Consider the following 23,331-nt stretch of genomic DNA (forward strand, 5'->3'; position numbering starts at 1 on the left):
GCTTGGCGCCGGGAAGGCGCCTCACTCGCTCGCGAGTTCGCCCCGCATTGCCGCTTCGACCACATCAGGCTTGAGCGGCGAGGCGAAGGTCTCGATGAAGTCGTAGACGAAGGTGCGCAGGAAGCTGCCGCGCCGCACGGCGAGCTTGGTCAGGTTGACGGCGAAGAGATCGCGGGCGTCGATCGCGCGCAGGTTGCGATCGCGGTCTTCGTCGAAGGCGATCGAGGCCACGATGCCGACACCCAAGCCGAGCTCGACGTAGGTCTTGATCACGTCGGCGTCCATCGCGGTCAGCACGAGGTCGAACTCCAGGCCGGCGGCCTGGAAGGCTTCGTCGATGTGCATGCGGCCGGTGTAGCCGGTGCCGTAGGTGATGACCGGGAATTGCGCCAGCCGCTGGAGCGTCAGCGGTCCGCCTTCCAGCAGTGGATGGCCCGGCGGCACGATGACGCTGTGGGTCCAGCGGTAGCAGGGCAGCGTGACCAGCGCGTCGTACTGCGCCAGCGCCTCGGTGGCGATGCCGATGTCGGCCTCGCCCGAAATGAGCATCTCGGCCACCTGCTTGGGAGAACCCTGGTGCAGGTTGAGCGTGACCTGCGGGTAACGCTGGCGGAAATCACGCACCGCGCTCGGCAAGGCGTAACGCGCCTGCGAATGCGTGGCCGCGATCGACAGGCGGCCGTGCACGGCCTGGGTGAACTCTTCGCCGGCGCGCTTGAGATTCTCGGCATCGTTCAGCATGCGCTCGACGATCGGGGCGACCACTTCGCCCACCGCAGTAAGCGAGGTGAGGCGCTTGCCGGCGCGCACGAAGAGGTCGACGCCCAGCTCCTCTTCCAGTTCACGGATCTGGCGGCTCACGCCCGGCTGGGACGTGTGCAGCACCTTGGACACCTCGGTGAGATTGAAGCCGCAGCGAACGGCCTCTCGCACGGAGCGAAGCTGCTGGAAATTCATGTAGGTATGCGGGAAACGGGAGTGGACGGCAGTATGGTCAGCAGGCGGTATTTGCGGAACAACTTAAAACTGCTTTTCTTATCCGGAAAAAGATTAAGGGCCGCTTGGCCGGAACCTCTTTCCACGCCGCGGGTCTGCGCCCAGGCCCCCATCGCTGCCCCTGGGTGAGGGGCATACAATTCCAAGCTTTCACTTCGGCGGGCGCCATCCAGCGCGCTTTCAGCCCCAACGAGGATCCACACGTGTTCATTTCCGAAGCCTTCGCACAAGCGGCCCCGGCGGCCGGCGCCTCCGATCCGCTGGGTGGCCTGACGGGCATGCTGCCCATCATCCTGATGTTCGTGGTGCTGTACTTCGTGATGATCCGCCCCCAGATGAAGCGGCAGAAGGAACACAAGGCCATGATCGACGCCATCGCCAAGGGCGACGAGGTGGTGGTCGCCGGTGGCGTGCTCGGCCGTGTGACCAAGCTCGGCGACAGCTTCCTGCATGTGGAAGTGGCCAACAACGTCGAGATCCAGGTGCAGCGCGGCGCGGTGGTGCAGGTGCTGCCCAAGGGCACCTTCAAATAAGACACACACAGACAAGCCGGCGCGAGCCGGCCTCGTGAAAGACACGACATGAACCGCTATCCGTGGTGGAAATACGCGATCCTTGCGGTCGCCTTGCTGGTCGGGCTGATCTACACGCTGCCCAACTTCTTCGGCGAGGCGCCGGCGGTTCAGGTCAGCAGTGGCAAGGCCACGCTCAAGCTCGACAGCGCGACCGCCCAGCGGGTCGAGCAGATCCTCAAGGCGGCGAACCTGCAGCCCGACTTCGTCGTCTTTGAAGGCAACAGCGTCAAGGCGCGCTTCTCCGACGGTGATGCCCAGCTCAAGGCCAAGGACGCCTTGGCCAGGGCGCTCAACCCCGACCCGACCGACCCGAGCTACATCGTCGCGCTCAACCTCCTCTCGCGGTCGCCCAAGTGGCTGACCTCGATGCGCGCCCTGCCCATGTACCTGGGCCTGGACCTGCGCGGCGGGGTGCACTTCCTGATGCAGGTCGACATGAAGGCCGCGCTCACGAAGAAGATGGAAGGCACGGCCACCGACATCCGCTCGCAGCTGCGTGACAAGAACCTGCGCTATGCCGGCATCAGCCGCGACGGCAACACGGTGGAGATCCGCTTCCGTGACCGCGAGACGCTGAAGGTCGGGGCCGACCTGCTCTCGCAGATGACCGACCTGCAGTGGACGCAGGTGCCCGACGGCACCGACATCAAGCTCATCGGCACGTTGAAACCCGAGGCCGCGCGTGCGGTGCAGGACGCCGCGCTCAAGCAGAACATCACCACCCTGCACAACCGGGTGAACGAGCTCGGCGTGGCTGAGCCGGTGATCCAGCAGCAGGGCGCCGACCGCGTCGTGATCCAGCTGCCCGGCGTGCAGGACACCGCCAAGGCCAAGGACATCATCGGCCGCACGGCCAACCTCGAATTCCGCCTGGTCGACATGTCGGCCGAGGCGCGAGCTGCTACCGAAGGCACGGGCCCGGTGCCCTTCGGCCGCGAACGCTTCACCGTCGGCCGTGGGGCGCCCGTCGTCACCTACAAGGAAGCGGTCGCCACCGGCGAGATGCTGACCAACGCGCAGCCGCGGCCCGACCAGAACAACCAGCCGGCGGTGTCGGTGAGCCTCGACGCCAAGGGCGGCCGCCTGATGCGTGAGATGACGCGCAACAACGTCGGCAACTACATGGCCGCCATCCTGTTTGAGAAGAACAAGGGCGAGGTGCTGACGGTCGCGCGCATCCAGAGCGAGTTCGGCAACGACTTCCAGATCACCGGCATGGGCACGACCGAGGCCGCCAACGACCTGAGCCTGCTGCTGCGCGCCGGATCGCTGGCCGCGCCGATGGAGATCATCGAAGAGAGCACCATCGGCCCGACGCTCGGCGCCGACAACATCGCCAAGGGTTTCAACAGCGTGATCTACGGCTTTGCGGCGATCGCGGCGTTCATGTGCCTGTACTACCTCTTGTTCGGCCTGTTCTCCACGCTTGCGCTCGGGTTCAACCTGCTGCTGCTGGTGGCCGTGCTGTCGATGCTGCAGGCCACGCTCACGCTGCCCGGTATCGCGGCCATCGCGCTCACGCTCGGCATGGCCATCGACGCCAACGTGCTGATCAACGAGCGGGTGCGCGAAGAGTTGCGGGCCGGCGCTTCGCCGCAGGCGGCGATCAACGCTGGATACGAGCGTGCGTTCGCCACCATCCTCGACTCCAACGTCACCACGCTGATCGCCGGCATCGCGCTTTTCGCCTTCGGCTCGGGCCCGATCAAGGGCTTCGCCGTGGTGCACTGCCTGGGCATCCTGACCTCGATGTTCTCGGCCGTCGTGTTCTCTCGCGGCCTGGTGAACCTCTGGTACGGCCGCCAGAAGAAGCTCAAGAGCGTGTCGATCGGGCAGGTGTGGAAGCCCAAGGCCGTGCCGGCCGAGACGCCGGCCAATCCGTGAGCCCGCTCGTCAGAGCGCAACAAGAACACAACCGGACCTGAGCAATGGAGTTCTTCCGCATCCACCGCGACATCCCGTTCATGCGGCATGCGCTGGTGTTCAACATCATCTCGGCCGCGACCTTCCTGCTGGCCGTGTTCTTCCTGGTCACGCGCGGCCTGCACCTGTCGATCGAGTTCACCGGCGGCACCGCGATTGAGGCGCACTACAAGCAGGCCGCTGACATCGCTAAGGTGCGCCACACCGTCGAGGCGATGAACGTCGGCGAAGTGCAGGTGCAGAACTTCGGCGACACCCACAACGTGCTGATCCGTCTGCCGGTGCGTGGCGACGGCAAGGTCGGCGACGTGGTCGAGAAGGTGTTCGCCGAGCTGTGCAAGGCCGAGTCGGGCACCGTGTCGCGCCGGGCCGTCACGACGGACAAGGGCGAGGTGATCGACAAGCCGGTCTGCGACGCCAACGGCGCCGAGCCGGTGGTGCTGGCCCGCAGCGAGTTCGTCGGCCCGCAGGTCGGGCGTGAGTTGGCTGAAGACGGCGCGAAGGCGCTGGCCTTCGTGGTCATCGGCATCATGATTTACCTGGCGTTTCGCTTCGAGTGGAAGTTCTCGGTGGCGGCGATCCTGGCGAACCTGCACGACGTGGTGATCATCCTGGGCTTCTTCGCCTTCTTCCAGTGGGAATTTTCGCTCTCGGTGTTGGCGGCGGTGCTGGCCGTCCTGGGTTATTCGGTGAACGAATCGGTGGTGATCTTCGACCGAATCCGTGAAGCGTTCCGCAAGTACCGCAAGATGAACACGCACGAGGTGATCGACCATGCGATCACCAGCACGATGAGCCGCACCATCATCACCCACGGCAGCACGCAGATGATGGTGCTGTCGATGCTGATTTTTGGTGGTCCGACGCTGCACTACTTCGCCATTGCGCTCACGATCGGCATCTGTTTCGGGATCTATTCCTCGGTGTTCGTGGCCGCCGCCATCGCGATGTGGCTGGGTGTGAAGCGCGAGGATCTGGTGAAGTCCGGCCCCTCGAAGGACGTCGATCCGAACGACCCCAACGCCGGGGCGGTGGTGTAGAGTAGGGCCATCCCTTACCGAGACATTTCGACCAACCGTCACATGGCGACCGCCGCCGATTCGTTGGCCCTGGCCGCCCAGGCGCGGCGCTCCTACGTGGAGCGCCTGTTGAGCGGTGTGCCCAGTGTGGTCCACGCGGTTGAAGAAGGGGCGCGATTGCTGGCCGGGCAGACCGCCGAGCACAGCATCCAGTACAAGCGGCGCGACGTTGCGGCGGATCTGCGCAAGTCGGCGCCCAACTGGATCAGCGGGATCATTGCCGCGCTGCGTAGCTCTCTCGTGAGCGGTGTCGTGTCGGCTTCGCGCCCGGGTGACCTGCCTCCCCCAGGGCGTAGCAACTCAGGAATGTCGTTGGTCGATGACGACACCATCGAGGTCGAGATCCTCAGCTCCCGGTTGGCGTTGGCGATGATGGACCGCGCTTCGTGGGAGTTCACCGATCTGCGTTCTCGCATGTCGGCGCTCGAGAAGCGCGATGAACTCGACGCCAATGACGTGCTGCGGCCCCATGTGCTGGCGCGCATCCTCACCGGCGCGTGGCGCGGTGCCTCGCTGAGCCAGGATGCCTGGCGCACGCTGCAGGCGGTGTTGCACGAAGAATTCGCGCACTTCGCCGAAGAGGCCTATCACGAGACCAACCGCTGGCTGATCCAGCAGCGGGTCCTGCCGGATATCGACCTTCGGCCCTTCATTCGCCGTACGCGCAACTCGTACGGTGTGCCGATCCCGGCAGGGGCCACGCCCAGCGCGCCGGTGCCGGCGGCCACGAGCGGGCATGGCCGATTGGGGAATGTGGGTGAAGAGACACGCCTGATGACGCGGGCCGGCGGTTTTGCGCGAGGCTCCGACCACGCAGAAGCAGTCCTGGGCCGTCTCAACCGCCTGATCGGTCGCCAGGTGCCCGACTTTGCCGGCACAGCCCAGATGCCGCATCAAGCCTCCGCCGGCTTGAAGGCTGCCATCAACGAAGCGCAACAGGGTATCCAGCGCCGTTTGGTGACGACCAGCGGCGCGGCCGTGCAAGCGGATGGCGCCCGTGTCGCCGAAGGCCCGGTCAGCACGCCGGCATTGCTGGAGGAACTGCACCAGCGCAAGCAGGCGCTGAAACAGGCAGCTTCCACGCCCGTCGAGCGCGCCACGATCGAGATCGTCGCCTTGTTGTTCCAGAGCATCCTGATGGAAGAGCGTATCCCGGCGGTGGTGCGGGTCTGGTTCGCGCGTTTGCAAATGCCGGTGCTGCGGGTGGCGGTGAGTGAGCCCGATTTCTTCGCCACCGTGGACCACCCGGCGCGTCGCCTGATCGACCGCATGGGTGCGTGCGTGATGGGGTTCGACTCCACCAGCCGCGCGGTGGCCGACACGCTCGAGAAGGAAATCAAGCGCGTCGTGCAGGTCGTCGAGGCCTACCCCGACACCGGCCGGCGTGTGTTCCAGACCGTGCTCACCGAATTCGAGAAGTTTCTCGAACACTATTTCAAGAACGAGAACGAGACCACCCGCAAGGGCGTTTCGCTTGCGCAGCAGGTCGAGCAGCGTGAAACCCTGGCGATCCAGTACACGATCGAGCTGCGCAAGATGCTCAACGAGGTGCCGGTGCAGGAGGGTGTGCGCGAGTTCCTCTTCCACGTGTGGGCCGACGTGATGGCGATGACCGCGGTCAAGCATGGGCCGCAGGGCAACGAAACCAAGGCGATGAAGCGCGTGGCGGCTGACCTCATCTGGTCGGCCAGTGCCAAGGTCTCGCGCGAAGAGCGGGCGGAGGTGATCCGCCGGCTCCCTCCGCTGCTGAAGACGCTGCGCGAGGGGATGGACCACGCCAACATCTCGGGCGACAAGCAGGACGAGCACATCCAGAAGCTCAACAACTCCCTGGCGGCAGCCTTCACGGCCAAGACGGCAACCATTGCACCGGAGCGCCTTGAGGAGCTGATGGCACGCCTGGAGACGCTCGAAGAGCTGCTGCCGGAGTCCGACGACATCGAGATCGATGAGTCGATGGTGCTCGACCTGTCAGGCCATGAGAGTGCCGAGCTGGAGGTGGTCGGCGAGGGCGGCTCCATGGCCACCCCTGCCATGCTGGCCTGGGCCAAGGAACTGCAGGTCGGCGGCTGGTACATGCTGGACTATCGCAACCGCAACGAGGCGGTGCAGTTGGTCTGGCAGGGCATGCGCCGGCAGTTGACCTTGTTCGTGTCGCCGCACGGGCGCGGCATCCTGTTCCAGCAGAACCGCTTGGCGGCATTCCTACAGGCCGGCCTGCTGGTCCCGGCGCAGGACGAATCGCTCACAGTGCGCGCCACGCGAAGTGCTCTGGCAAAGCTCGACGTCGACCCGACACGATTGCTCAACTGAGCATTGATCACCTGCCTCGGCAAAAGCAAAGCCGCCTTGAGGGCGGCTTTGTTGCGAAGGCGCCTCGCCCGAGGTCAGTGGATCAGGCGGTCTTCTTCGGCCACGAAGAGCTCGTCGAGGATCAGCGCGTCCGGCTCTTCCCCAAGGCTCCAGAAGACCATCAGCACGATGATCTTCAGGTCTTCCAGGTCGACCGGACCGCCCGGAATCGCGGTGGCGCGGTCGATCACCATTTCGCGCATCGATGGAGGCAGCACGCCAGCGGATTCAAGGAAGCTGACGAAGCCGATGGAGTCTTCGCCGAGGTGCTCTTGTTCCGCGTTCGAGTAGACACGGAGGCTGCCCGGTTTCTGCTCGCCGACGTACGACTCCGCCGCCGTGGCCAAGCCATCGAGCCAGGAGAGGGCCTCTTCGATCTCGTCCGACTCGAAGCCCATGGCCGACAGCTTGCGGGTCAGCTGGGCATGGTCAGGACAGGCATCCGGCCGCCAGTAGTTTTCGTACAGGTAGACGAGCACGTCGAACATGAATTCATGATAACCCAGTGGGCTGCGAGTGGAAGCGGAATAAATGCACCACGCCGTGTGCGGGTTCCGAAGGGCGTCAGCCGGTGCTCACTCGTTGAAAGAGCTGCCCCGGCAGGCGTGCCACCTCACCCATCAGCTCGAGTTCCAGCAGCCGTGCACTGAGTTCCGGGGCGGGCCAGCCGGTTCGGGCGACGAGGGCATCGAGGGTCACGGGGTCGTAGCCCAATGCGTCGACCAGTGGGTCGAGTGCTGCGGCGGATTCGTCCACCTCGGTCAGCGTGGCCTGCGGTGGAGCATCGGCTTCTGGCGGAAACTCTTCGATGACCTCTTCTGCGCTCTCGACCAGCTTTGCTCCCTGCTTGATCAGCGCATGGCAGCCTCGTGACTGGGGAGAATGGATGGAGCCCGGGATCGCGAACACCTCGCGCCCTGCTTCGCTCGCCAGCCGGGCCGTGATCAAGGAGCCCGATTGCAGCGCCGCTTCGACCACCAGAGTGCCGCGAGACAGCCCCGCGATGATGCGATTCCGCTGCGGAAAGTTGGGTGGCAACGGCGGTGTGCCGATGGAGTATTCGCTCACGATGGCGCCGTGTTGGGCGATCCTGCGTGCGAGCTCGAGGTGCCGTCTCGGATACACCCGGTCCAGCCCCGTCCCGACGACGGCAACGGTCTGACCAGGGCCCGCCAAGCCGCCTTCATGCGCGGCGCCGTCGATGCCAAGCGCGAGGCCGGAGACGATGGTCCAGCCCGCCTGGCTCAGTTGGCTCGAGAACGCGAGGGCGTTGCTCCTGCCTTGCGGCGTGGGGTTGCGGCTCCCCACGACGCCAATGCTGTGGGCATTCAACAGGGCGATGTTGCCCTGGACGTAGAGCAGCAGCGGTGGGTCGGCCGATTGAAGCAGGCGTTCGGGGTAGCGGGCATCGCCAAGTGTGAGCAGGTGCCGTGGCCCGGTGCTCTCATCCGTCAGCCACCGCCAGGTGGCGTCCAGCAGCGCGGGCAGGTTCTCGGCGGGCTGCTCCAGCGCCTTGGCCGCTTCGGCTGTCACGACTTCACGTCGAGCGGCGGTCGGTGCCGTCAACGCCGCATCTGCAGACCCGAAGGCAGCCAGCAGCCGGCGCGCCGACTCGCGGCCGACGTGTGGCGTCTCCAAGAGCCGCAGCCAGGCGGCGACTTCCTCCCGATCCATCGCGGGCGCCATGAACGGCGCGGCGTGTCGTCAGGGCTGCGTGAAGCGGTCGCCGGCCGACACCGGTTCCTTGACCGAGATGATCAGCGCGTAGGACATCTTGTTGAACACGCGGAAGATGAAGAGATAGCCGTGGCGCTCGTCCGGCAGCTTGATCCGCGTGCGGTCTTCGTCGGTGCTGTCGCGCATGCGCACGCCGTCGCGCCACAGCGCCAGCACATGCCCGTTTTCCAGGCCGTCCTGGCTGCCCCTGTTCAGCGCGACGATCTGGTTCTGGCCGGCCGTCACGCCGTCACCGTAGATCGAGACAATCTGGCCGGCGATGGCCTTCTGCGGCGCACGCGGGATGTAGTTGACGATCTCGCGCGGCGGGATCGGCGCCAGCTTGTCGCCGACGCGGATTTCCTGGCGAATGCTCGTCACCGTGAAGGTGTCGGGCACGATCTCGCCGTTGATGTTGCCGCCTTTGCGGGTGAATTCGGTGGTGCCGAGGTAGAAGGCTTCGTAGCCGAGGATCTCCCCGGTGGTCGGGTCCTTGAGCGGGCGCGGTTCGCGGAAGACGCGGAAGTTGCGGGTGTTGCCGACATCGCCCCGCACGTAGGCCAGGTCACCGCGCGAGAGCAGCACGCGCCCTTCTTGCGTGCTGACGACACGCGGCGCGCTCTGGAGCTGGTTGCTCTCGAAGATGACGGCTTCGTTCAGGAAGGGCTCGATCAGGTGCAGCGGGATCGGCGGGATGCCTTCGCGGTTGAGATCGCTTGCCCGCACCCGCGGTTGGAGTCGCAGGGTGCCATCAGGGCCGATCTGACCGACTTGCAGCGTGGCGCGACCGCCCGATTTGATGAGGGACAGCACCTGCCCCGGGAAGATCAGGTGAGGGTTGCGGATCTGCTCCAGGTTCATGCCCCACAGCTCGGGCCAGCGCCACGGGCTCTTGAGGTACATGCGAGAGATGTCCCACAGCGTGTCGCCCGACTTGACGGTGTAGACGTCGGGCGCGTTGTCGGCCAGTTCGGAAAGCGGCACGCCGGCCTGGGCGACCTGCTGGGCCGTGCTGCGCTGTTTGCTGGTGATCGGGAAATTGGGTTCGGCGGCCCACGCCGCGCCAAGGCCGATGCCGAGCGCCACAGTGATCGCAGAGGCCCGGAAGAAAGCCAGGGCAGGACGGGTGCTTCGGGTCATGAACGTAAGTCTCCGGGGCGCGTCAGACAGCACAATGCTGGGCTGTGCGGTTACTGAGCCGAGTGCGGCAAGGTGCCCGCGCTTCGGCGAAAATCTTCATTCAGTTTCGCAGATTCTGCCTCTAAACCCTTGATATCGCAACGAAAGTCACCCGCCGATACCTTTGTTGTGTTGCCTGTCACGATGGCCGGCGTTGCTCGTTGTCCACACCTTCCAGCAGCCTAAGGGTGGCCCCTTAGTTGTTGATTTCCCGCTGTTTTCTCGCTGCTTCCTATGCCCAAGCTCGACATCCTTCGTTACCCCGATCCGCGCCTGCACACCGTCGCCAAGCCGGTGGCGCAGGTCGACGACCGCATCCGCCAGCTGGTCGACGACATGCTGGAGACCATGTACGCCGCCGACGGGGTGGGCCTGGCCGCCACCCAGGTCGACGTGCACGAGCGGGTGATCGTGATCGACACCTCCGAGGGCCGAGACGTGCCCCGTGTGCTCATCAACCCTGAGCTGGTGCAGCGCAGCGAGGAAATGATGCTCGGCGACGAAGGCTGTCTGTCGGTGCCGACCATCTATGACAAGGTGCCGCGCCACGCCCGGGTGCGCGTTCGCGCGCTCAACCGTGCTGGCGAGAGCTACGAGTTCGACGCCGAAGGCCTGCTTTCGGTGTGCGTGCAGCACGAGATGGATCACCTGATGGGCAAGGTCTTCGTCGAGTACCTGAGCCCGCTGAAGCGCGACCGGATCAAGACCAAGATGCTGAAGAAGACGCGGGACGAGCAACGCTCGTGAGCGTCGGCATGAAGATCGGGACATGAGAGTCGTTTTTGCGGGCACGCCCGAATTCGCCGCCGTCGCCTTGGAGCGCCTGCTGGCTGCCGGCTTTGAGGTGCCGCTGGTGCTGACCCAGCCCGATCGCCCCGCCGGCCGCGGCATGAAGCTCACGCCGTCACCCATGAAGGCGCTGGCCGTGTCGCGCGGCATTCCGGTCGCCCAGCCGCGCAGTCTGCGCCTGGACGGCAAGTACCCCGCCGACGCGGAGGAGGCCCGTGCCGCCCTGCAAGCCGTTCGCCCCGACGTGATGGTCGTGGCCGCCTACGGCCTGATCCTTCCGCAATGGGTGCTGGACCTGCCGGCACGCGGCTGCCTGAACATCCACGCCTCCCTGCTGCCGCGCTGGCGCGGCGCGGCGCCCATCCACCGTGCGATCGAAGCCGGCGACACGCGGACCGGCATCACCATCATGCAAATGGACGCCGGCCTCGACACCGGCGACATGCTGCTGGTCGACGCCGTCGACATCGCCCCCGACGAGACCACCGCCCGCCTGCACGACCGCCTGGCCGCCCTGGGCGGACGCCTCATCGTGGAAGCGCTCGAGCTGGCCGCCTGCGGCGGACTGGTTCCCACCCCTCAGCCGGCGGAAGGGTTTACCTACGCCGACAAGATCGAAAAGGCCGAAGCGGCGGTCGACTGGGCCTTGCCGGCCGCTGTGATCGAACGTCGCATCCGAGCCTTCGACCCCTTTCCCGGCGCGAGCTCGCAGCTCGAGGGCGGTGACACCGTCAAGCTCTGGCAGGCTCGCGTGGCCACCGGCACAGGCGAGCCAGGACGAGTGTTGGCGGTCACTGACGACGGCATCGTCGTCGCCTGCGGCACCGGCGCACTTGAGCTCCTCGCGCTGCAACGCCCTGGCGGCAAGCGCGTGAGCGCGCGGCAGTTCCTGCAGGCGCATCCTGTCCGGGCCGGTCAAAGCTTCAGCACCAACGTCGCCGGTTGAACTTTGCGGCGCCGGCCGCACCTGAGGGGGCATGCAATTCCCCCTCACGGAGATCCACTCATGTTCAATCTGTTGAAGACCGCAGTGCTGATGGCGGCCATCACGGCGCTGTTCATGGCCATCGGTGCGTTCGTGGGCGGCCGCGCCGGCATGATGTTCGCGCTCGTGTTGGCCTTGGGCATGAATTTCTTCAGCTACTGGTTCTCCGACAAGCTGGTGCTGAAGATGTACAACGCGCAGGAGGTCGACGAGGCCAGCGCGCCGGGCTTCTACCGCATGGTGCGCGAGCTGGCCGAGCGCGCCCAGCTGCCGATGCCGCGCGTTTACCTGATCCAGGAAGACGCGCCCAATGCCTTCGCCACCGGCCGCAACCCGGAGAACGCCGCAGTCGCCGCCACCACCGGCATCCTGCGCGTGCTGTCCGAGCGCGAGCTGCGCGGCGTGATGGCGCACGAGCTGGCCCATGTGAAGCATCGCGACATCCTCATCAGCACGATCAGCGCCACCATGGCCGGTGCGATCTCGATGCTCGCTAACTTCGCCATGCTCTTCGGCGGCCGTGACAACGAAGGCCGCCCGCACAACCCGGTCGTCGGCCTCCTGGTGATGCTGCTGGCCCCGCTGGCTGCGAGCCTGATCCAGATGGCGATCAGCCGTGCGCGCGAATTCGAAGCCGACCGTGGCGGCGCCGAAATCTCCGGCGACCCCGCGGCGCTCGCGAGCGCGCTGCAGAAGATCCAGCGCTATGCCCAGGGCCTGCCGATGGAGGCTGCCGAGCGCCACCCCGAGACGGCGCAGATGATGATCATGAATCCGCTCTCGGGTGGCGGCCTGCGCGGCCTCTTCTCCACCCACCCCTCGACCGAGGAACGGGTGCAGCGCCTGCTGGCGATGGTCTGACCAGGGTTGCCGCTGGACTGGGAAAAGCGGGGTGCAAACCCCGCTTTTGTCTGCATCGCCGGCCAGGCGCCTGCCCACAATCAGATCAGGACTCTGCCCTGATCTGTCATGCGACGCCTCACCCTCCTGTCCCTCCTGCTCGCCGCCGCTTCGCTGGTGGGCTGCGATCTTTTCGGCGACTCGGCCGAGAAGGTGGCCGCGGCCAAGGAAGCCGAGGGCAAGGCCATCGGTGGTGCATGCCGCCACGCCGGCCGTGCGATCGAAGACTGCTACGCGTTGAACAAGAAGGCCGACAAGGCTTCCGTGTTCGCCGGCTGGCGCGACATGAACGACTACATGCGCGAAAACAAGATCGAGGCCGTGGCCCCGCAGCTCGGCCCCAAGGCCAAAAGCAGCGAGACCAAGACGGCCGAAGTCAAGAGCGAGCCTGCGCCTGAAGCGGCCGTGACCCCCGAGCCCGCGCCTGCCGAGAAGAAAGCGGGCAAGCCGGGCAAGGCAGCGAAGTCGCAAGATTCCTGAGCCCTTCCCGGTCGTCGCGGGCATGAGGCCTGCAAGACGGGGACAATCGCGTTCTATGCATTCCCTGAGCCAGACGCTGCGCCACGCCCAGTTCCGTGAGGGGGTGCGCGAGATGAGCGGGGTCACGCTGGGCATCGCGGCCTGGGGCCTGGTGACCGGGGTGGCGATGGTCAAGGGCGGGCTGTCGATTCCGCTCGCGCTGTTGATGACCTTCGTGGTCTATGCGGGCAGCGCGCAACTGGCGGCGCTGCCGCTGATGATGGTGGGCACCCCGGTGTGGGTGATCTGGGCCACGGCCTTGTGCATCAACCTGCGCTTCGTCATCTTCAGTGCGCAATGGCGGCCCTACTTCATGCGCTACGGCCTGCGCGACCGGCTGGTGCTCGGCTACGTGAGTGGCGACCTGACCTACGTGCTCTTCATGAAGCGCTTCCCCGAGGCGCGGGACGACGAAGGCCAGATCGAGTACTTCATGGGCGCCGCCTCGGCCAACTGGCTGAGCTGGCAGATCCCGGTCGTTGTCGGCATCCTGCTGGCCGACGTGATCCCCACGCACTGGGGCCTGGGCTTCGCGGGCGTGCTGGCGCTGCTGGGCCTGACCTATTCCCTGATCTCCGACCGCGCCACGGCGCTGGCTGCCGTGGTGGCCGGCGCAGCGGCGGTGGCGGCCTTCGCGCTGCCGCTGCGGCTGCACATCGTGGTGGCAATCGCCGCGGCCGTGTGCGTGGGCCTGATGATCGACGGCGGCGGCGACGCCGGCCGCCGCCTGCGTGCCGCACTCGAACGGGCCCGTCCGTCCCGGCCGCGCGAGTCGACGGTCGAGAAAGTGGCCACATGAGGGTGCCCGGATGAGCAACGGCTACGCCTTCATCACCATCCTCGGCCTGATGGTGATCACCGTGATCACCCGCGGCTTCTTCCTCATCTCGAAAGAAGAGCTGGTGCTGCCCGACTGGGTGAAGCGCGGCCTGCGCTATGCGCCGCTTGCGGCGCTGGCCGCGGTGGTGGTGCCCGAGATCGTGATGGCCCAGGGCGAGCTCATCGGCACCTGGAAGGATGCGCGTCTGTACGCCGCCGCGGCGGCCACCGGCTACTACTTCTGGCGGCGCGGCATGCTCGGCACCATCGTCACCGGCATGGCCGTACTGATTCCGTTGAAACTCGGGCTGGGGTGGTAGTTACGGCGAGTTCCTGGTGTCCAATAGCGGGCTGAAATTCTTGTCATCACGCCCCGCACCATGAAAGTCCTCCGCTTCGAAGACCTCGCCGCCCAAGGCAAGGCAGCCGGCCAACGTGTGTTCATCCGTGCCGACCTGAACGTCCCGCAAGACGATGCCGGCAACATCACCGAAGACACCCGCATCCGCGCGTCCATTCCCTGCATCGAGCTGGCGCTGAAGGCCGGCGCTGCGGTCATGGTCACGTCGCACCTGGGCCGCCCGACCGAGGGCGAGTTCAAGCCCGAGGACTCGCTGGCCCCGGTGGCCAAGCGCATGGGCGAGCTGATGGGCCGCGAGATTCCGGTGGTGGCCAACTGGGTCGATGGTGTGCAGGTGGCACCGGGCCAATTGGTCATGCTCGAGAACTGCCGCCTCAACAAGGGCGAGAAGAAGAACAACGAAGAGCTGGCGAAGAAGATGGCCGCGCTGTGCGACATCTTCGTGCACGACGCCTTCGGCACCGCGCACCGTGCCGAAGCTTCGACCTACGGCATCGCCCAGTTCGCCAAGATCGCCTGCGCCGGCCCGCTGCTCGCGGCCGAGATCGACGCGATCTCCAAGGCCCTGGCCAACCCGAAGCGCCCGCTGGTGGCCATCGTGGCCGGCAGCAAGGTCAGCACCAAGCTGACCATCCTGCAATCGCTCGCGAAGAACGTCGACGGCCTCATCGTCGGCGGTGGCATCGCCAACACCTTCCTGCTGGCCGCCGGCCTGCCCATCGGCAAGTCGCTGGCCGAGCCCGACCTGGTCGGCGAAGCCAAGGCCGTGATCGAAGCGATGAAGGCGCGTGGCGCCGCCGTGCCGATCCCCGTCGACGTGGTGACGGCCAAGGCCTTCGCGGCTGACGCACCCGCCACTGTCAAGGCCGCCACCGACGTGGGCGCCGACGACCTGATCCTCGACATCGGCCCCCAGACCGCCGCCCAGCTCGCCGAGCAGCTGAAGAAGGCCGGCACCATCGTCTGGAATGGCCCCGTCGGCGTGTTCGAGTTCGACGCTTTCGCCAAGGGCACCGAGACGCTGGCGCGCGCCATCGCGGAGTCGAGCGCCTTCAGCATCGCCGGGGGCGGCGACACGCTCGCCGCGATCGCCAAGTACAAGATCGAGAAGGACGTGGGCTACATCTCCACCGGCGGGGGTGCCTTCCTCGAGGTGCTGGAAGGCAAGACGCTGCCGGCCTTCGAGATCCTGCAAAAGCGCGCCGCCTGATTCACCGCTGACCGACCGCAAGAAGAACGGAGACCCTGCATGCCCGCTACCAAGATCGTTGCCACCCTCGGCCCTGCGTCCAGCACCCCAGAGGTGCTGCAGCGAATGATCCGGGCCGGGGTCGACGTGGTGCGGCTCAACTTCTCGCACGGCAAGGCGCAGGACCACATCGAGCGCGCTGCGCTCGTGCGCGAGGCGGCCAAGGCGGTGGGCAAGGAAGTGGCCATCATGGCCGACCTGCAGGGCCCGAAGATCCGTGTCGGCAAGTTCGAAGGTGGCAAGACCATCATCGAGCCGGGGCAGAAGTTCATCCTCGACGGCGCGACCACCGAGCTCGGCAACAACGAGCGTGTGGGCCTCGACTACAAGGAGCTGCCGCGCGACGTGCGCCCCGGCGACACCCTGCTGCTCAACGACGGCCTGCTGAAGCTGACCGTCGATGCGGTGAAGGGCGCCGAGGTGCACACCACCGTCGTGATCGGCGGTGAGCTGTCGAACAACAAGGGCATCAACAAGGCCGGTGGCGGCCTGACCGCGCCCGCGTTGACCGGCAAGGACATGGAAGACATCAAGACCGCGATGAGCTTCCAGTGCGAGTACCTGGCGGTGAGCTTCCCCAAGAACGCGACCGACATGGAAATGGCGCGCCAGCTCGCCAACGTGGCCGGCGAGCAATACCGCCACAAGCCGGCACTGATCGCCAAGATCGAGCGCAGCGAGGCGATCCCGGTGCTCGAATCGATCATCAAGGCGAGTGACGGCATCATGGTCGCGCGGGGCGACCTCGCGGTGGAAGTCGGCAACGCGGCGGTGCCGGCGCTGCAGAAACGCATGATCAAGATGGCCCGCGAACTCGACCGCGTGGTGATCACCGCGACGCAGATGATGGAGTCGATGATCGTGAACCCGGTGCCCACGCGTGCCGAGGTGAGCGACGTGGCCAATGCGGTGATCGACGGCACCGACGCGGTGATGCTGAGCGCGGAGACGGCCGCCGGCAAGTACCCGGTGGAGACGGTGGAGATGATGGCGCAGATCTGCGCCGAGGCCGAGAGCGCCGAAGAGATCTCGCTCGACGCCAGCTTCACCGACAAGAAGTTCGGCCGCATCGACCAGTCGATCGCGATGGGCGCGCTCTTCACCGCCCACCACCTGGGCTGCAAGGCCATCGTGGCGCTGACCGAGTCGGGCTCGACCGCGCTCTGGATGAGCCGCCACAAGATCCACGTGCCGATCTTCGGGCTGACCTCGCAGGTGGGCAGCCAGCGGCGCATGTGCCTCTACCGCAACGTGCGGCCGCTCTTGATGTCGAGCCACACCGACCGCGATGAAGCGCTGAAGCATGCCGAGAGCATGCTGGTCGAGGCCGGCGTGCTGAAGCCCGGTGACACCTACGCCATCACCTGCGGCGAGCCGATGGGCTACCCGGGGGGCACCAACATGCTGAAGGTCTGCCTCGTCGGCTAGTCGAACCGCAGGGAGACGCCGGTCAGGAACTGCACGTCGTAGTGCTTCAGGTCACGCCCGGGGGCGCTGTTGTAGCGGTACTGCACCCCGGTGGTGAGCTGCCAGGTCTGCGTCATCGCCACTGACAAGCCGGCGTCGAACACCGCTCGGTACTCGCCCGTGTCGCGCAGGTCGGCGTAGTACTCCAGCTTCTGCCGCAGCGTGGTGTTGGGCGTGAGCTTGTGGTTCGAGTTCTGGCTCACCAGAGCTTCCGAGCGGCCGTAGCGGCTGCGCAGCTCGCCGTTGACGTCGGCGGTGCCCACGTAGCGGTCGTCGGTGTAGCCGAAGCCGGCAAAGACGTCCCAGGTGTTGGTGTCCTCGCGGATGATGTGCCGGCCCAGGCCGCCGTAGGCCGACACGCGCGAGGCGATGTTGGCCGGCCGGTCACGCAGGTAGTCGAGCTTGCCGACGGTGAAGAAATCCTTGTTGATGAGGTCCTGGTCGTACTGCGTGGTGAGCGCGTAGGTCGCGGCGGTGGCCCGTTCGTCGTTGCGCGCATAGAACACGCGGCCGAGCGTGAGCCACTTGCTCTGGTCGGTCTGCTTGACGGTTTCGCCGGTCAGCGTGGCGGTGGTGGCGCTGGTGTTGCCGCCGCTCACACTAGAAGCGAAGGTCCACAGCGAGCGCAGCACGCCGTCGGGCTTCATCGTGACTTGGGCGCTTGCAAGCGCGGGCAGGGCGAGGGCCGTGGCGGCCAGGAGGCAGGGGTACTTCTTCATGCTTGTGGCGACCTTATCGCGTCCTCACGAGTTCCTTCATCGAGGCCACAATCGCGCCATGGAAACGCTCGCTCCCTCGCTCGACGACATTCGTGCAGCGGCACGCCGATTGCACGGGCACGTGCTCGAAACGCCCTGCCTGCCGTCGCGCACCCTCGGCGAGCTCGCCGGCTGCGAGGTCTTCCTCAAGTTCGAGAACCATCAGTTCACCGCCTCGTTCAAGGAGCGGGGCGCACTCAACAAGATTGCGCAGCTGACCGATGACGAACGGTCGCGGGGCGTGCTGGCGGTCTCAGCGGGCAACCACGCGCAGGGTGTCGCGTATCACGCCCAACGGTTGGGCATTCCGGCGACCATCGTGATGCCGCGTTTCGCCACGCCGGTGAAGGTGGCCAACACGCGGCGCTTCGGCGCGCAGGTGGTGCTGCACGGCGACACCTTCGACGATGCGCGGGCACACGGCCTGCTGCTCGCGCGGGAACGGCAGCTCACGCTGATCCACCCCTTCGACGATGCGGCGGTGATCGCGGGGCAGGGCACGGTGGCGCTCGAGATGCTGGCGCAACAGCCGGCGATCGACACGCTGGTGGTGCCCATCGGCGGCGGTGGCCTGATCGGCGGCATCGCATCGGCTGCACTCGCGATGAAGCCCGGCATCGAGGTGGTGGGCGTGCAGGCCTCGCGTTTCCCTGCAGCCTGGAATGCCAAGCATGGAGGCCAGCGCGAGGTGCACCACGCCACCATCGCCGACGGCATCGGCGTGAAGGCGCCGGGCGTGCTCACGCTGCCGCTGGTCCAGGCGCGTGTGAACGACGTGCTGCTGGTCGACGAAGACGACATCGAGCAGGCCATCGTGCTGCTGCTGGAGATCGAGAAGACGGTGGTGGAAGGGGCGGGTGCGGTGGCGCTGGCGGCCTTGATGAAACACCGCGGCCGCTTCGGCGGCCGCAAGGTCGGCCTGGTGCTGAGTGGCGGCAACATCGAGCCGCTGGTGCTGGCCGAGATCATCGAGCGCGGCATGGTGAAGTCGGGCCGACTGGCGCGGCTGCGGTTGGACATCCGCGACGTGCCGGGGGCGCTGGCCGACGTCTGCCTGCTCCTCGGCAAGCTCGGTGCCAACATCGACGAGGTGCAGCACCAACGGGCGTTCAGCTCGGTGTCGGTCGAGCGGGTGCAGATCGAGGTGGTGGTCCACACGCGGGGTGTGGAGCACATTGCGGAGATCCTCGCGGCGATGGGCTCCGCCGGCTATCGCGCAGAAAGAATCGGCTGATGCCTGCCGCTCGGCTGGCCGGCGTGGGGCGGTCCGGCGCTCGGCCCGCTCAGGCCTCGCGCACGCTGCGCACCAGCGCTTCGACCTTCGGCGACATGTTCGTCGGCACCATCTCCACGCCGTCCATCGGCAGCACGCGGAAGAGCTCGTCGACGAAGCTGTGGCCGATGCTGTCGACGCCGTCGAAGTCCATCTCCGCGCGGCGGAACTGCTGCAGCCGGGCGGCGACCCTGCGGGCCTGGGCGCGCGAGTCGAGGCCGGCGAGCGGCGTGGCCAGCAGGCGCAGCGGTACGGTGGTGCGCTCGAAGCCGTAGCCGGTGCCGTCGAGGCTGTGGGCCTGCAGCACGTCGTCGAGCTTGCGGGTGGTGTCGAGCGCGATGGCGGCGTAGACCGAGGTGCCGCGGCGCTTGAGGGCACGGCCCGGGTGCCAGCCACCGTCCCACAGGCGGTGCTGGAAGGCGGTGTCGTTGGCGTGCAGGTCGAACACGTCGGCCAGCCGCGAGCTGAAGAAGAGGCCGCGGCCGGCATGGCGTTGCGGCTGGCTCGTCAACTTGCCCTTGCTCACCTCGAGCATGGCCAGCGCCGGGTCGTCGAGGGAGAACGATCGCGAGAGCTGGTCGAAGACGCCGCAGCCGTCGTCCGAGACGAGCAGCTGCACGTGGCTGGGCGTCTGGCGCAGCGAGACGGTCACGTTCTCGCCGCCGCTGTGGTCGATGGCGTTGTTGAGCAGCTCGCCGAAGATGTGCTGGGTGATGCGCCGCACTTCGGGTGGCAGGTCGAAACAAGGCGCGAAGTGGCGGGCCCAGGGCAGGTCTTCCTGCAGGCCCGAAAGCGGGTAGCGCTGCACCACCTGGCGCAGCAGACCGGGTTGGAAGCGCGGCTGGCGGACCGTCCCTTCACGCTTGAGCCACCCCAGTTGCATGAGCCGCTGCAGTGCCTTGCGCGCGGTGCTGCGGCTGACCTGTGCCGACTCGGCGATGTGCGCCGCAAGGTCGAGCGGGTGCTGCAGCGCGGACGCGGTGATGTGCAGGGTGAGGGCGTTGAGGTCGAGTCGTGCCATGGCGGTCTTCTTCCCTTCGAATGCGGAAGGCCAGTGTCGGCGTGAGGCTCGGAATCTGGAGCGTGAAAAGCGCCGCCATCACCCTCCAATTCGAGCTTCTGGCCCCGTGGGCAGGCCACTGAAGCGGGGTCCCCCAGACACGGGAGACGGCCTTGGGCGGAGGGTTTTCACCGAGGGGCCCCCGCTACAATCGACCGGTTTCGCAGCGGTTACAGCGCTGTTTCACCGGCGTGTGCGCACACTGCTCACCCGGTTGCAAGTTTCATCACTTCCGGACTCCGACCATGCCACTCGTCTCAATGCGCCAGCTCCTGGACCATGCCGCGGAAAACGGCTACGGCATCCCGGCTTTCAACGTCAACAACCTCGAGCAAGTGCAGGCCGTGATGGCCGCCGCCGACGAAGTGGGCGCACCGGTCATCCTGCAAGCGAGCGCCGGTGCCCGCAAGTACGCAGGCGAGCCCTTCATCAAGCACCTGATCCAGGCCGCCACCGAGGCCTACCCGCACATCCCGCTGGTGATGCACCAGGACCACGGCACCACGCCCGCCGTCTGCGAAGGCGCCATCAACCTCGGCTTCGGCTCGGTGATGATGGACGGCTCGCTGCGTGAAGACGGCAAGACGCCGGCCGACTTCAACTACAACGTCGACGTGACCCGCCGCGTGGTGCAGATGGCGCACAAGGTCGGCGTGACCGTCGAAGGCGAGCTCGGCTGCCTCGGCAACCTGGAAACGGGCGATGCCGGCGAAGAAGACGGCATCGGCGCCGAAGGCAAGCTCGACCACAGCCAGATGCTGACCGACCCCGAAGAAGCCGCCGTCTTCGTGCGCGAAACGCAGCTCGACGCGCTGGCCATCGCCATCGGCACCAGCCACGGCGCCTACAAGTTCTCGCGCAAGCCCACCGGCGACATCCTCGCCATCTCGCGCGTGAAAGAGATCCACAAGCGCATCCCCAACACGCACCTGGTGATGCACGGCTCGTCGTCGGTTCCGGCCGAGCTGCTGGCCATCATCAACCAGTACGGCGGCAAGATCAAAGAGACCTACGGCGTGCCGATCGAAGAGATCCAGGAAGCCATCAAGTTCGGCGTGCGCAAGATCAACATCGACACCGACATCCGCCTCGCGATGACCGGTGCGGTGCGCAAGTTCCTGGCCGAGAATCCCGACAAGTTCGATGCCCGCGAATGGCTCAAGCCCGCACGCGAAGCCGCCAAGGCCGTGTGCAAGGCGCGCTACCAGCAGTTCGGTTGCGAAGGCCAGGCCGGCAAGATCAAGGCGCAGAGCCTGTCGCAGATCGCCCAGCGCTACGCCACGGGTGAACTGGCCCAGACGGTCGTCTGATGGCCCAGGCCCTGCTGACGTCGACGCTGACCTCCCTGCCGCTGCTGGCCCGCGGCAAGGTTCGCGACAACTACGCGGTCGGCGACGACCGCATCCTGATGGTCGCGAGCGACCGCCTGAGCGCTTTCGACGTGATCATGGGCGAGCCCATCCCGGGCAAGGGGGCCCTGCTCACCGAGATGGCGCTCTTCTGGTTCGCGCACCTGCAAGGCATCGTGCCCAACCACCTGACCGGCGATGACCCGGTCTCGGCCGTGACCGCTGACGAGCGTGAGCAGGTGCGAGGCCGCTCGATGCTCGTCAAACGCCTGAAGCCTCTGCCGGTCGAGGCCGTGGTGCGCGGCTACCTCGCCGGCAGCGGCTGGACCGAGTACCAGGCCTCGCAGTCAGTGTGCGGCGTCAAGCTGCCGGCCGGCCTCAGGAACGCGAGCCGCCTGCCTGAGCCCATCTTCACCCCGGCCACCAAGGCCGAAATGGGTGACCACGATGAGAACATCTCGTTCGAGCGCATGCAGGGGATCATCGGGCCGGAACTGGCCGAGAAGGTGCGCACGACGGCGATCCAGCTCTACAGCACCGCGGCCGAGATCGCCTTGAAGAAGGGCATCATCATTGCCGACACCAAGTTTGAGTTCGGCCTCGATGCCGATGGCACGCTCACGCTGATGGACGAGGTGCTCACGCCCGACTCGTCGCGCTTCTGGCCGATCGAAGGTTACGAGGCCGCGTTCCGCGAAGGCCGCAACCCGCCGAGCTACGACAAGCAGTTCGTGCGCGACTGGCTGGAGCAGGCGCGCGTGAACGGCCAGCCCTGGAACAAGAAGGCGCCGGCGCCCTCGTTGCCGGATGACGTGGTCGCGAAGACGGCCGACAAGTACCGCGAGGCCTTGCAGCGCCTCACCGGTTGAGTTGATGAAGTCGCGTCTGCTGAGCCACCTGGATGCGGCCATCGCCGCCGCATCGATGCCCTCCGAGGCCGATTGCCTGCGTGCCGAGCGTGCGGGGTTGCTGGCCCGGCAGGGCCAGTTGGCCGAAGCCCGCAGCGTCATCGCCGGCCTGCAGGCGCAGTACGCGCACAACCCGCATCCGAAGGTCAACGCCTGGATCCTCCTGGCGGAGGGGCTCACGAGCTATTTCAGCGACCTGGGCCAGACCGCGCACGACAAGATCCGCCGCGCCTACGCGGTCAGCGCGGCCTCGCGTGACCGGCGCCTGAATGCGCTGGCCGGTGCGTGGCTCGCGCACATGGACTACACCGCCTACGACCTCGACGCGATGGGCCGCCATGTGGCCGAATCGCTGCAGCTCGCCGATGCCGACCACCACAGCGCGCGTGCGCGAGCCTGTCTGGTGGTGGCGCTGGCCTACCACTTCGGCGGCCGCTTCGAGTCTGCGCAGCCCTGGTATGCCAAGGCCCGGCTGCATGCGAGCGCCGAGGGCGACGAGGCCATGCTGAGCGCCATCATGTACAACATGGCGGGCCTCCTGGCCGACCAGTCGCGCCATGCGGTGATGACGGGCGAGCAGGAGCCGGCGATGCTGCGCCGCGCCGAGCTGAGCCTGCAGTCGGCCACCAACCTGGATGCGCTGATCGGCATCGCCTCGCTCGATGCCCTGGTGCCGCTGCACCGTGCGCGTGTATGCACCTTGCAGGGCCAGTGGGCCGAGGCGCTCGCGCTCTACGAAGCGCACTTCAGCGATGGCTTGCTGCAGGGGCTGGACCGCATGCGGGCATCGCTCGGTGCGGATCTGGCGTGGTGCCGCCTGCAACTCGGCCAGACCGAGCAGGCGCGCAAGGATGCGCTGGCCGCCCAGGTGGCCGTGGCGCACGACCGCGATGCCGACGACCGTGCCGCCGCGCACCACCGGCTGGCGCAGGTTTTCGCACAGCTGGGTGACGCCGACGTGGCCGCCCGGCACCGCGAGCAGGCCGCTGCCGACTGGCGGACGCATGAGCGGGAGCAGGCGATGGCGATCGCCGCGATCGAGAAAGCCGTCGCTGCGCTGAGCTGAGGCCCACA

22 protein-coding genes are annotated in these 23,331 nt (G+C 66.7%); 16 read left to right on the forward strand and 6 right to left on the reverse strand.

The features are described 5' to 3' along the window. Nucleotides 1-21: 21 nt before the first annotated feature. Complete coding sequence (locus JI745_RS18690) at nt 22-957, reverse strand: CysB family HTH-type transcriptional regulator (RefSeq protein WP_201810447.1); 936 nt, start codon at nt 955-957, stop codon at nt 22-24. 242 nt (nt 958-1,199) lie between these two features. Between JI745_RS18690 and yajC the strand changes: the two genes are divergently transcribed. The 4 genes from yajC to JI745_RS18710 are packed head-to-tail and all read left to right on the forward strand — an operon-like array spanning nt 1,200 to nt 6,886. Continuing rightward, on the forward strand, nt 1,200-1,529 hold the full coding sequence (gene yajC / locus JI745_RS18695; protein WP_201810452.1) for a preprotein translocase subunit YajC: 330 nt from the start codon (nt 1,200-1,202) through the stop codon (nt 1,527-1,529). A 48-nt stretch (nt 1,530-1,577) separates the two neighbouring features. After that, the gene (gene secD, locus JI745_RS18700; protein ID WP_201810455.1) at nt 1,578-3,455 is read left to right on the forward strand and encodes a protein translocase subunit SecD; all 1,878 of its coding nucleotides are present in this window, start codon (nt 1,578-1,580) and stop codon (nt 3,453-3,455) included. Between the two features lie 44 nt (nt 3,456-3,499). Then, entirely contained in the window at nt 3,500-4,534 is a 1,035-nt protein-coding gene (secF, locus tag JI745_RS18705; protein WP_201810458.1) for a protein translocase subunit SecF, read from the forward strand. Between the two features lie 42 nt (nt 4,535-4,576). After that, nucleotides 4,577-6,886 carry a DUF1631 family protein gene (locus tag JI745_RS18710; RefSeq protein WP_201810460.1) on the forward strand — a complete coding sequence of 770 codons (2,310 nt, stop codon included), beginning with the start codon at nt 4,577-4,579 and terminating at the stop codon, nt 6,884-6,886. Nucleotides 6,887-6,960: 74 nt separating this feature from the next. Here the strand turns inward: JI745_RS18710 and JI745_RS18715 are convergent, their stop codons facing one another. The 3 genes from JI745_RS18715 to JI745_RS18725 form a co-directional block, all read right to left on the reverse strand. After that, nucleotides 6,961-7,413, reverse strand: coding sequence for a DUF494 family protein (locus tag JI745_RS18715; RefSeq protein WP_201810462.1), 453 nt, complete (start codon nt 7,411-7,413; stop codon nt 6,961-6,963). A gap of 76 nt (nt 7,414-7,489) precedes the next feature. Further along, a complete protein-coding gene (gene dprA / locus JI745_RS18720) occupies nt 7,490-8,599 on the reverse strand; it encodes a DNA-processing protein DprA (protein ID WP_201812644.1) in 1,110 nt (369 codons plus the stop codon). A gap of 30 nt (nt 8,600-8,629) precedes the next feature. After that, complete coding sequence (locus tag JI745_RS18725; protein WP_201810464.1) at nt 8,630-9,781, reverse strand: LysM peptidoglycan-binding domain-containing protein; 1,152 nt, start codon at nt 9,779-9,781, stop codon at nt 8,630-8,632. A gap of 273 nt (nt 9,782-10,054) precedes the next feature. Between JI745_RS18725 and def the strand changes: the two genes are divergently transcribed. From def to pyk, 8 genes are all read left to right on the forward strand, one after another. Beyond that, complete coding sequence (def, locus tag JI745_RS18730; protein WP_201810466.1) at nt 10,055-10,567, forward strand: peptide deformylase; 513 nt, start codon at nt 10,055-10,057, stop codon at nt 10,565-10,567. A 22-nt stretch (nt 10,568-10,589) separates the two neighbouring features. Then, on the forward strand, nt 10,590-11,555 hold the full coding sequence (fmt, locus tag JI745_RS18735; protein ID WP_201810468.1) for a methionyl-tRNA formyltransferase: 966 nt from the start codon (nt 10,590-10,592) through the stop codon (nt 11,553-11,555). Between the two features lie 60 nt (nt 11,556-11,615). After that, entirely contained in the window at nt 11,616-12,455 is an 840-nt protein-coding gene (htpX, locus tag JI745_RS18740; RefSeq protein ID WP_201810469.1) for a zinc metalloprotease HtpX, read from the forward strand. Between the two features lie 108 nt (nt 12,456-12,563). Beyond that, on the forward strand, nt 12,564-12,974 hold the full coding sequence (locus JI745_RS26490) for a hypothetical protein (protein WP_236675041.1): 411 nt from the start codon (nt 12,564-12,566) through the stop codon (nt 12,972-12,974). Nucleotides 12,975-13,029: 55 nt separating this feature from the next. After that, nucleotides 13,030-13,812, forward strand: coding sequence for an AzlC family ABC transporter permease (locus tag JI745_RS18750; protein ID WP_201810470.1), 783 nt, complete (start codon nt 13,030-13,032; stop codon nt 13,810-13,812). 10 nt (nt 13,813-13,822) lie between these two features. Beyond that, nucleotides 13,823-14,152, forward strand: a complete 330-nt coding sequence (locus JI745_RS18755; RefSeq protein WP_201810471.1) for an AzlD domain-containing protein — start codon at nt 13,823-13,825, stop codon at nt 14,150-14,152. Nucleotides 14,153-14,212: 60 nt separating this feature from the next. Continuing rightward, entirely contained in the window at nt 14,213-15,403 is a 1,191-nt protein-coding gene (locus JI745_RS18760; protein WP_201810473.1) for a phosphoglycerate kinase, read from the forward strand. 39 nt (nt 15,404-15,442) lie between these two features. Further along, a complete protein-coding gene (gene pyk / locus JI745_RS18765) occupies nt 15,443-16,870 on the forward strand; it encodes a pyruvate kinase (protein ID WP_201810476.1) in 1,428 nt (475 codons plus the stop codon). Here the strand turns inward: pyk and JI745_RS18770 are convergent. Continuing rightward, nucleotides 16,867-17,628 carry a YdiY family protein gene (locus tag JI745_RS18770; protein WP_201810479.1) on the reverse strand — a complete coding sequence of 254 codons (762 nt, stop codon included), beginning with the start codon at nt 17,626-17,628 and terminating at the stop codon, nt 16,867-16,869. The genes pyk and JI745_RS18770 overlap by 4 nt on opposite strands. Before the next feature lie 58 nt (nt 17,629-17,686). Here JI745_RS18770 and JI745_RS18775 point away from each other — a divergent pair, with 58 nt between their 5' ends. Next, on the forward strand, nt 17,687-18,901 hold the full coding sequence (locus JI745_RS18775; protein ID WP_201810482.1) for a threonine ammonia-lyase: 1,215 nt from the start codon (nt 17,687-17,689) through the stop codon (nt 18,899-18,901). Nucleotides 18,902-18,950: 49 nt separating this feature from the next. On the opposite strand, the gene JI745_RS18780 is transcribed toward JI745_RS18775, so the two are convergent. Beyond that, complete coding sequence (locus JI745_RS18780) at nt 18,951-19,961, reverse strand: STAS-like domain-containing protein (RefSeq protein ID WP_201810485.1); 1,011 nt, start codon at nt 19,959-19,961, stop codon at nt 18,951-18,953. Between the two features lie 284 nt (nt 19,962-20,245). Between JI745_RS18780 and fba the strand changes: the two genes are divergently transcribed. The 3 genes from fba to JI745_RS18795 are packed head-to-tail and all read left to right on the forward strand — an operon-like array spanning nt 20,246 to nt 23,323. Further along, a complete protein-coding gene (gene fba, locus JI745_RS18785) occupies nt 20,246-21,310 on the forward strand; it encodes a class II fructose-bisphosphate aldolase (protein WP_201810488.1) in 1,065 nt (354 codons plus the stop codon). Beyond that, on the forward strand, nt 21,310-22,218 hold the full coding sequence (locus tag JI745_RS18790; RefSeq protein WP_201810492.1) for a phosphoribosylaminoimidazolesuccinocarboxamide synthase: 909 nt from the start codon (nt 21,310-21,312) through the stop codon (nt 22,216-22,218). The genes fba and JI745_RS18790 overlap by 1 nt, the downstream gene beginning before the upstream one ends. Before the next feature lie 4 nt (nt 22,219-22,222). Then, on the forward strand, nt 22,223-23,323 hold the full coding sequence (locus tag JI745_RS18795) for a hypothetical protein (RefSeq protein ID WP_201810496.1): 1,101 nt from the start codon (nt 22,223-22,225) through the stop codon (nt 23,321-23,323). Nucleotides 23,324-23,331 lie beyond the last annotated feature (8 nt).

Source organism: Piscinibacter sp. HJYY11 (assembly GCF_016735515.1).
Taxonomy (GTDB): Bacteria; Pseudomonadota; Gammaproteobacteria; order Burkholderiales; family Burkholderiaceae_C; genus Rhizobacter.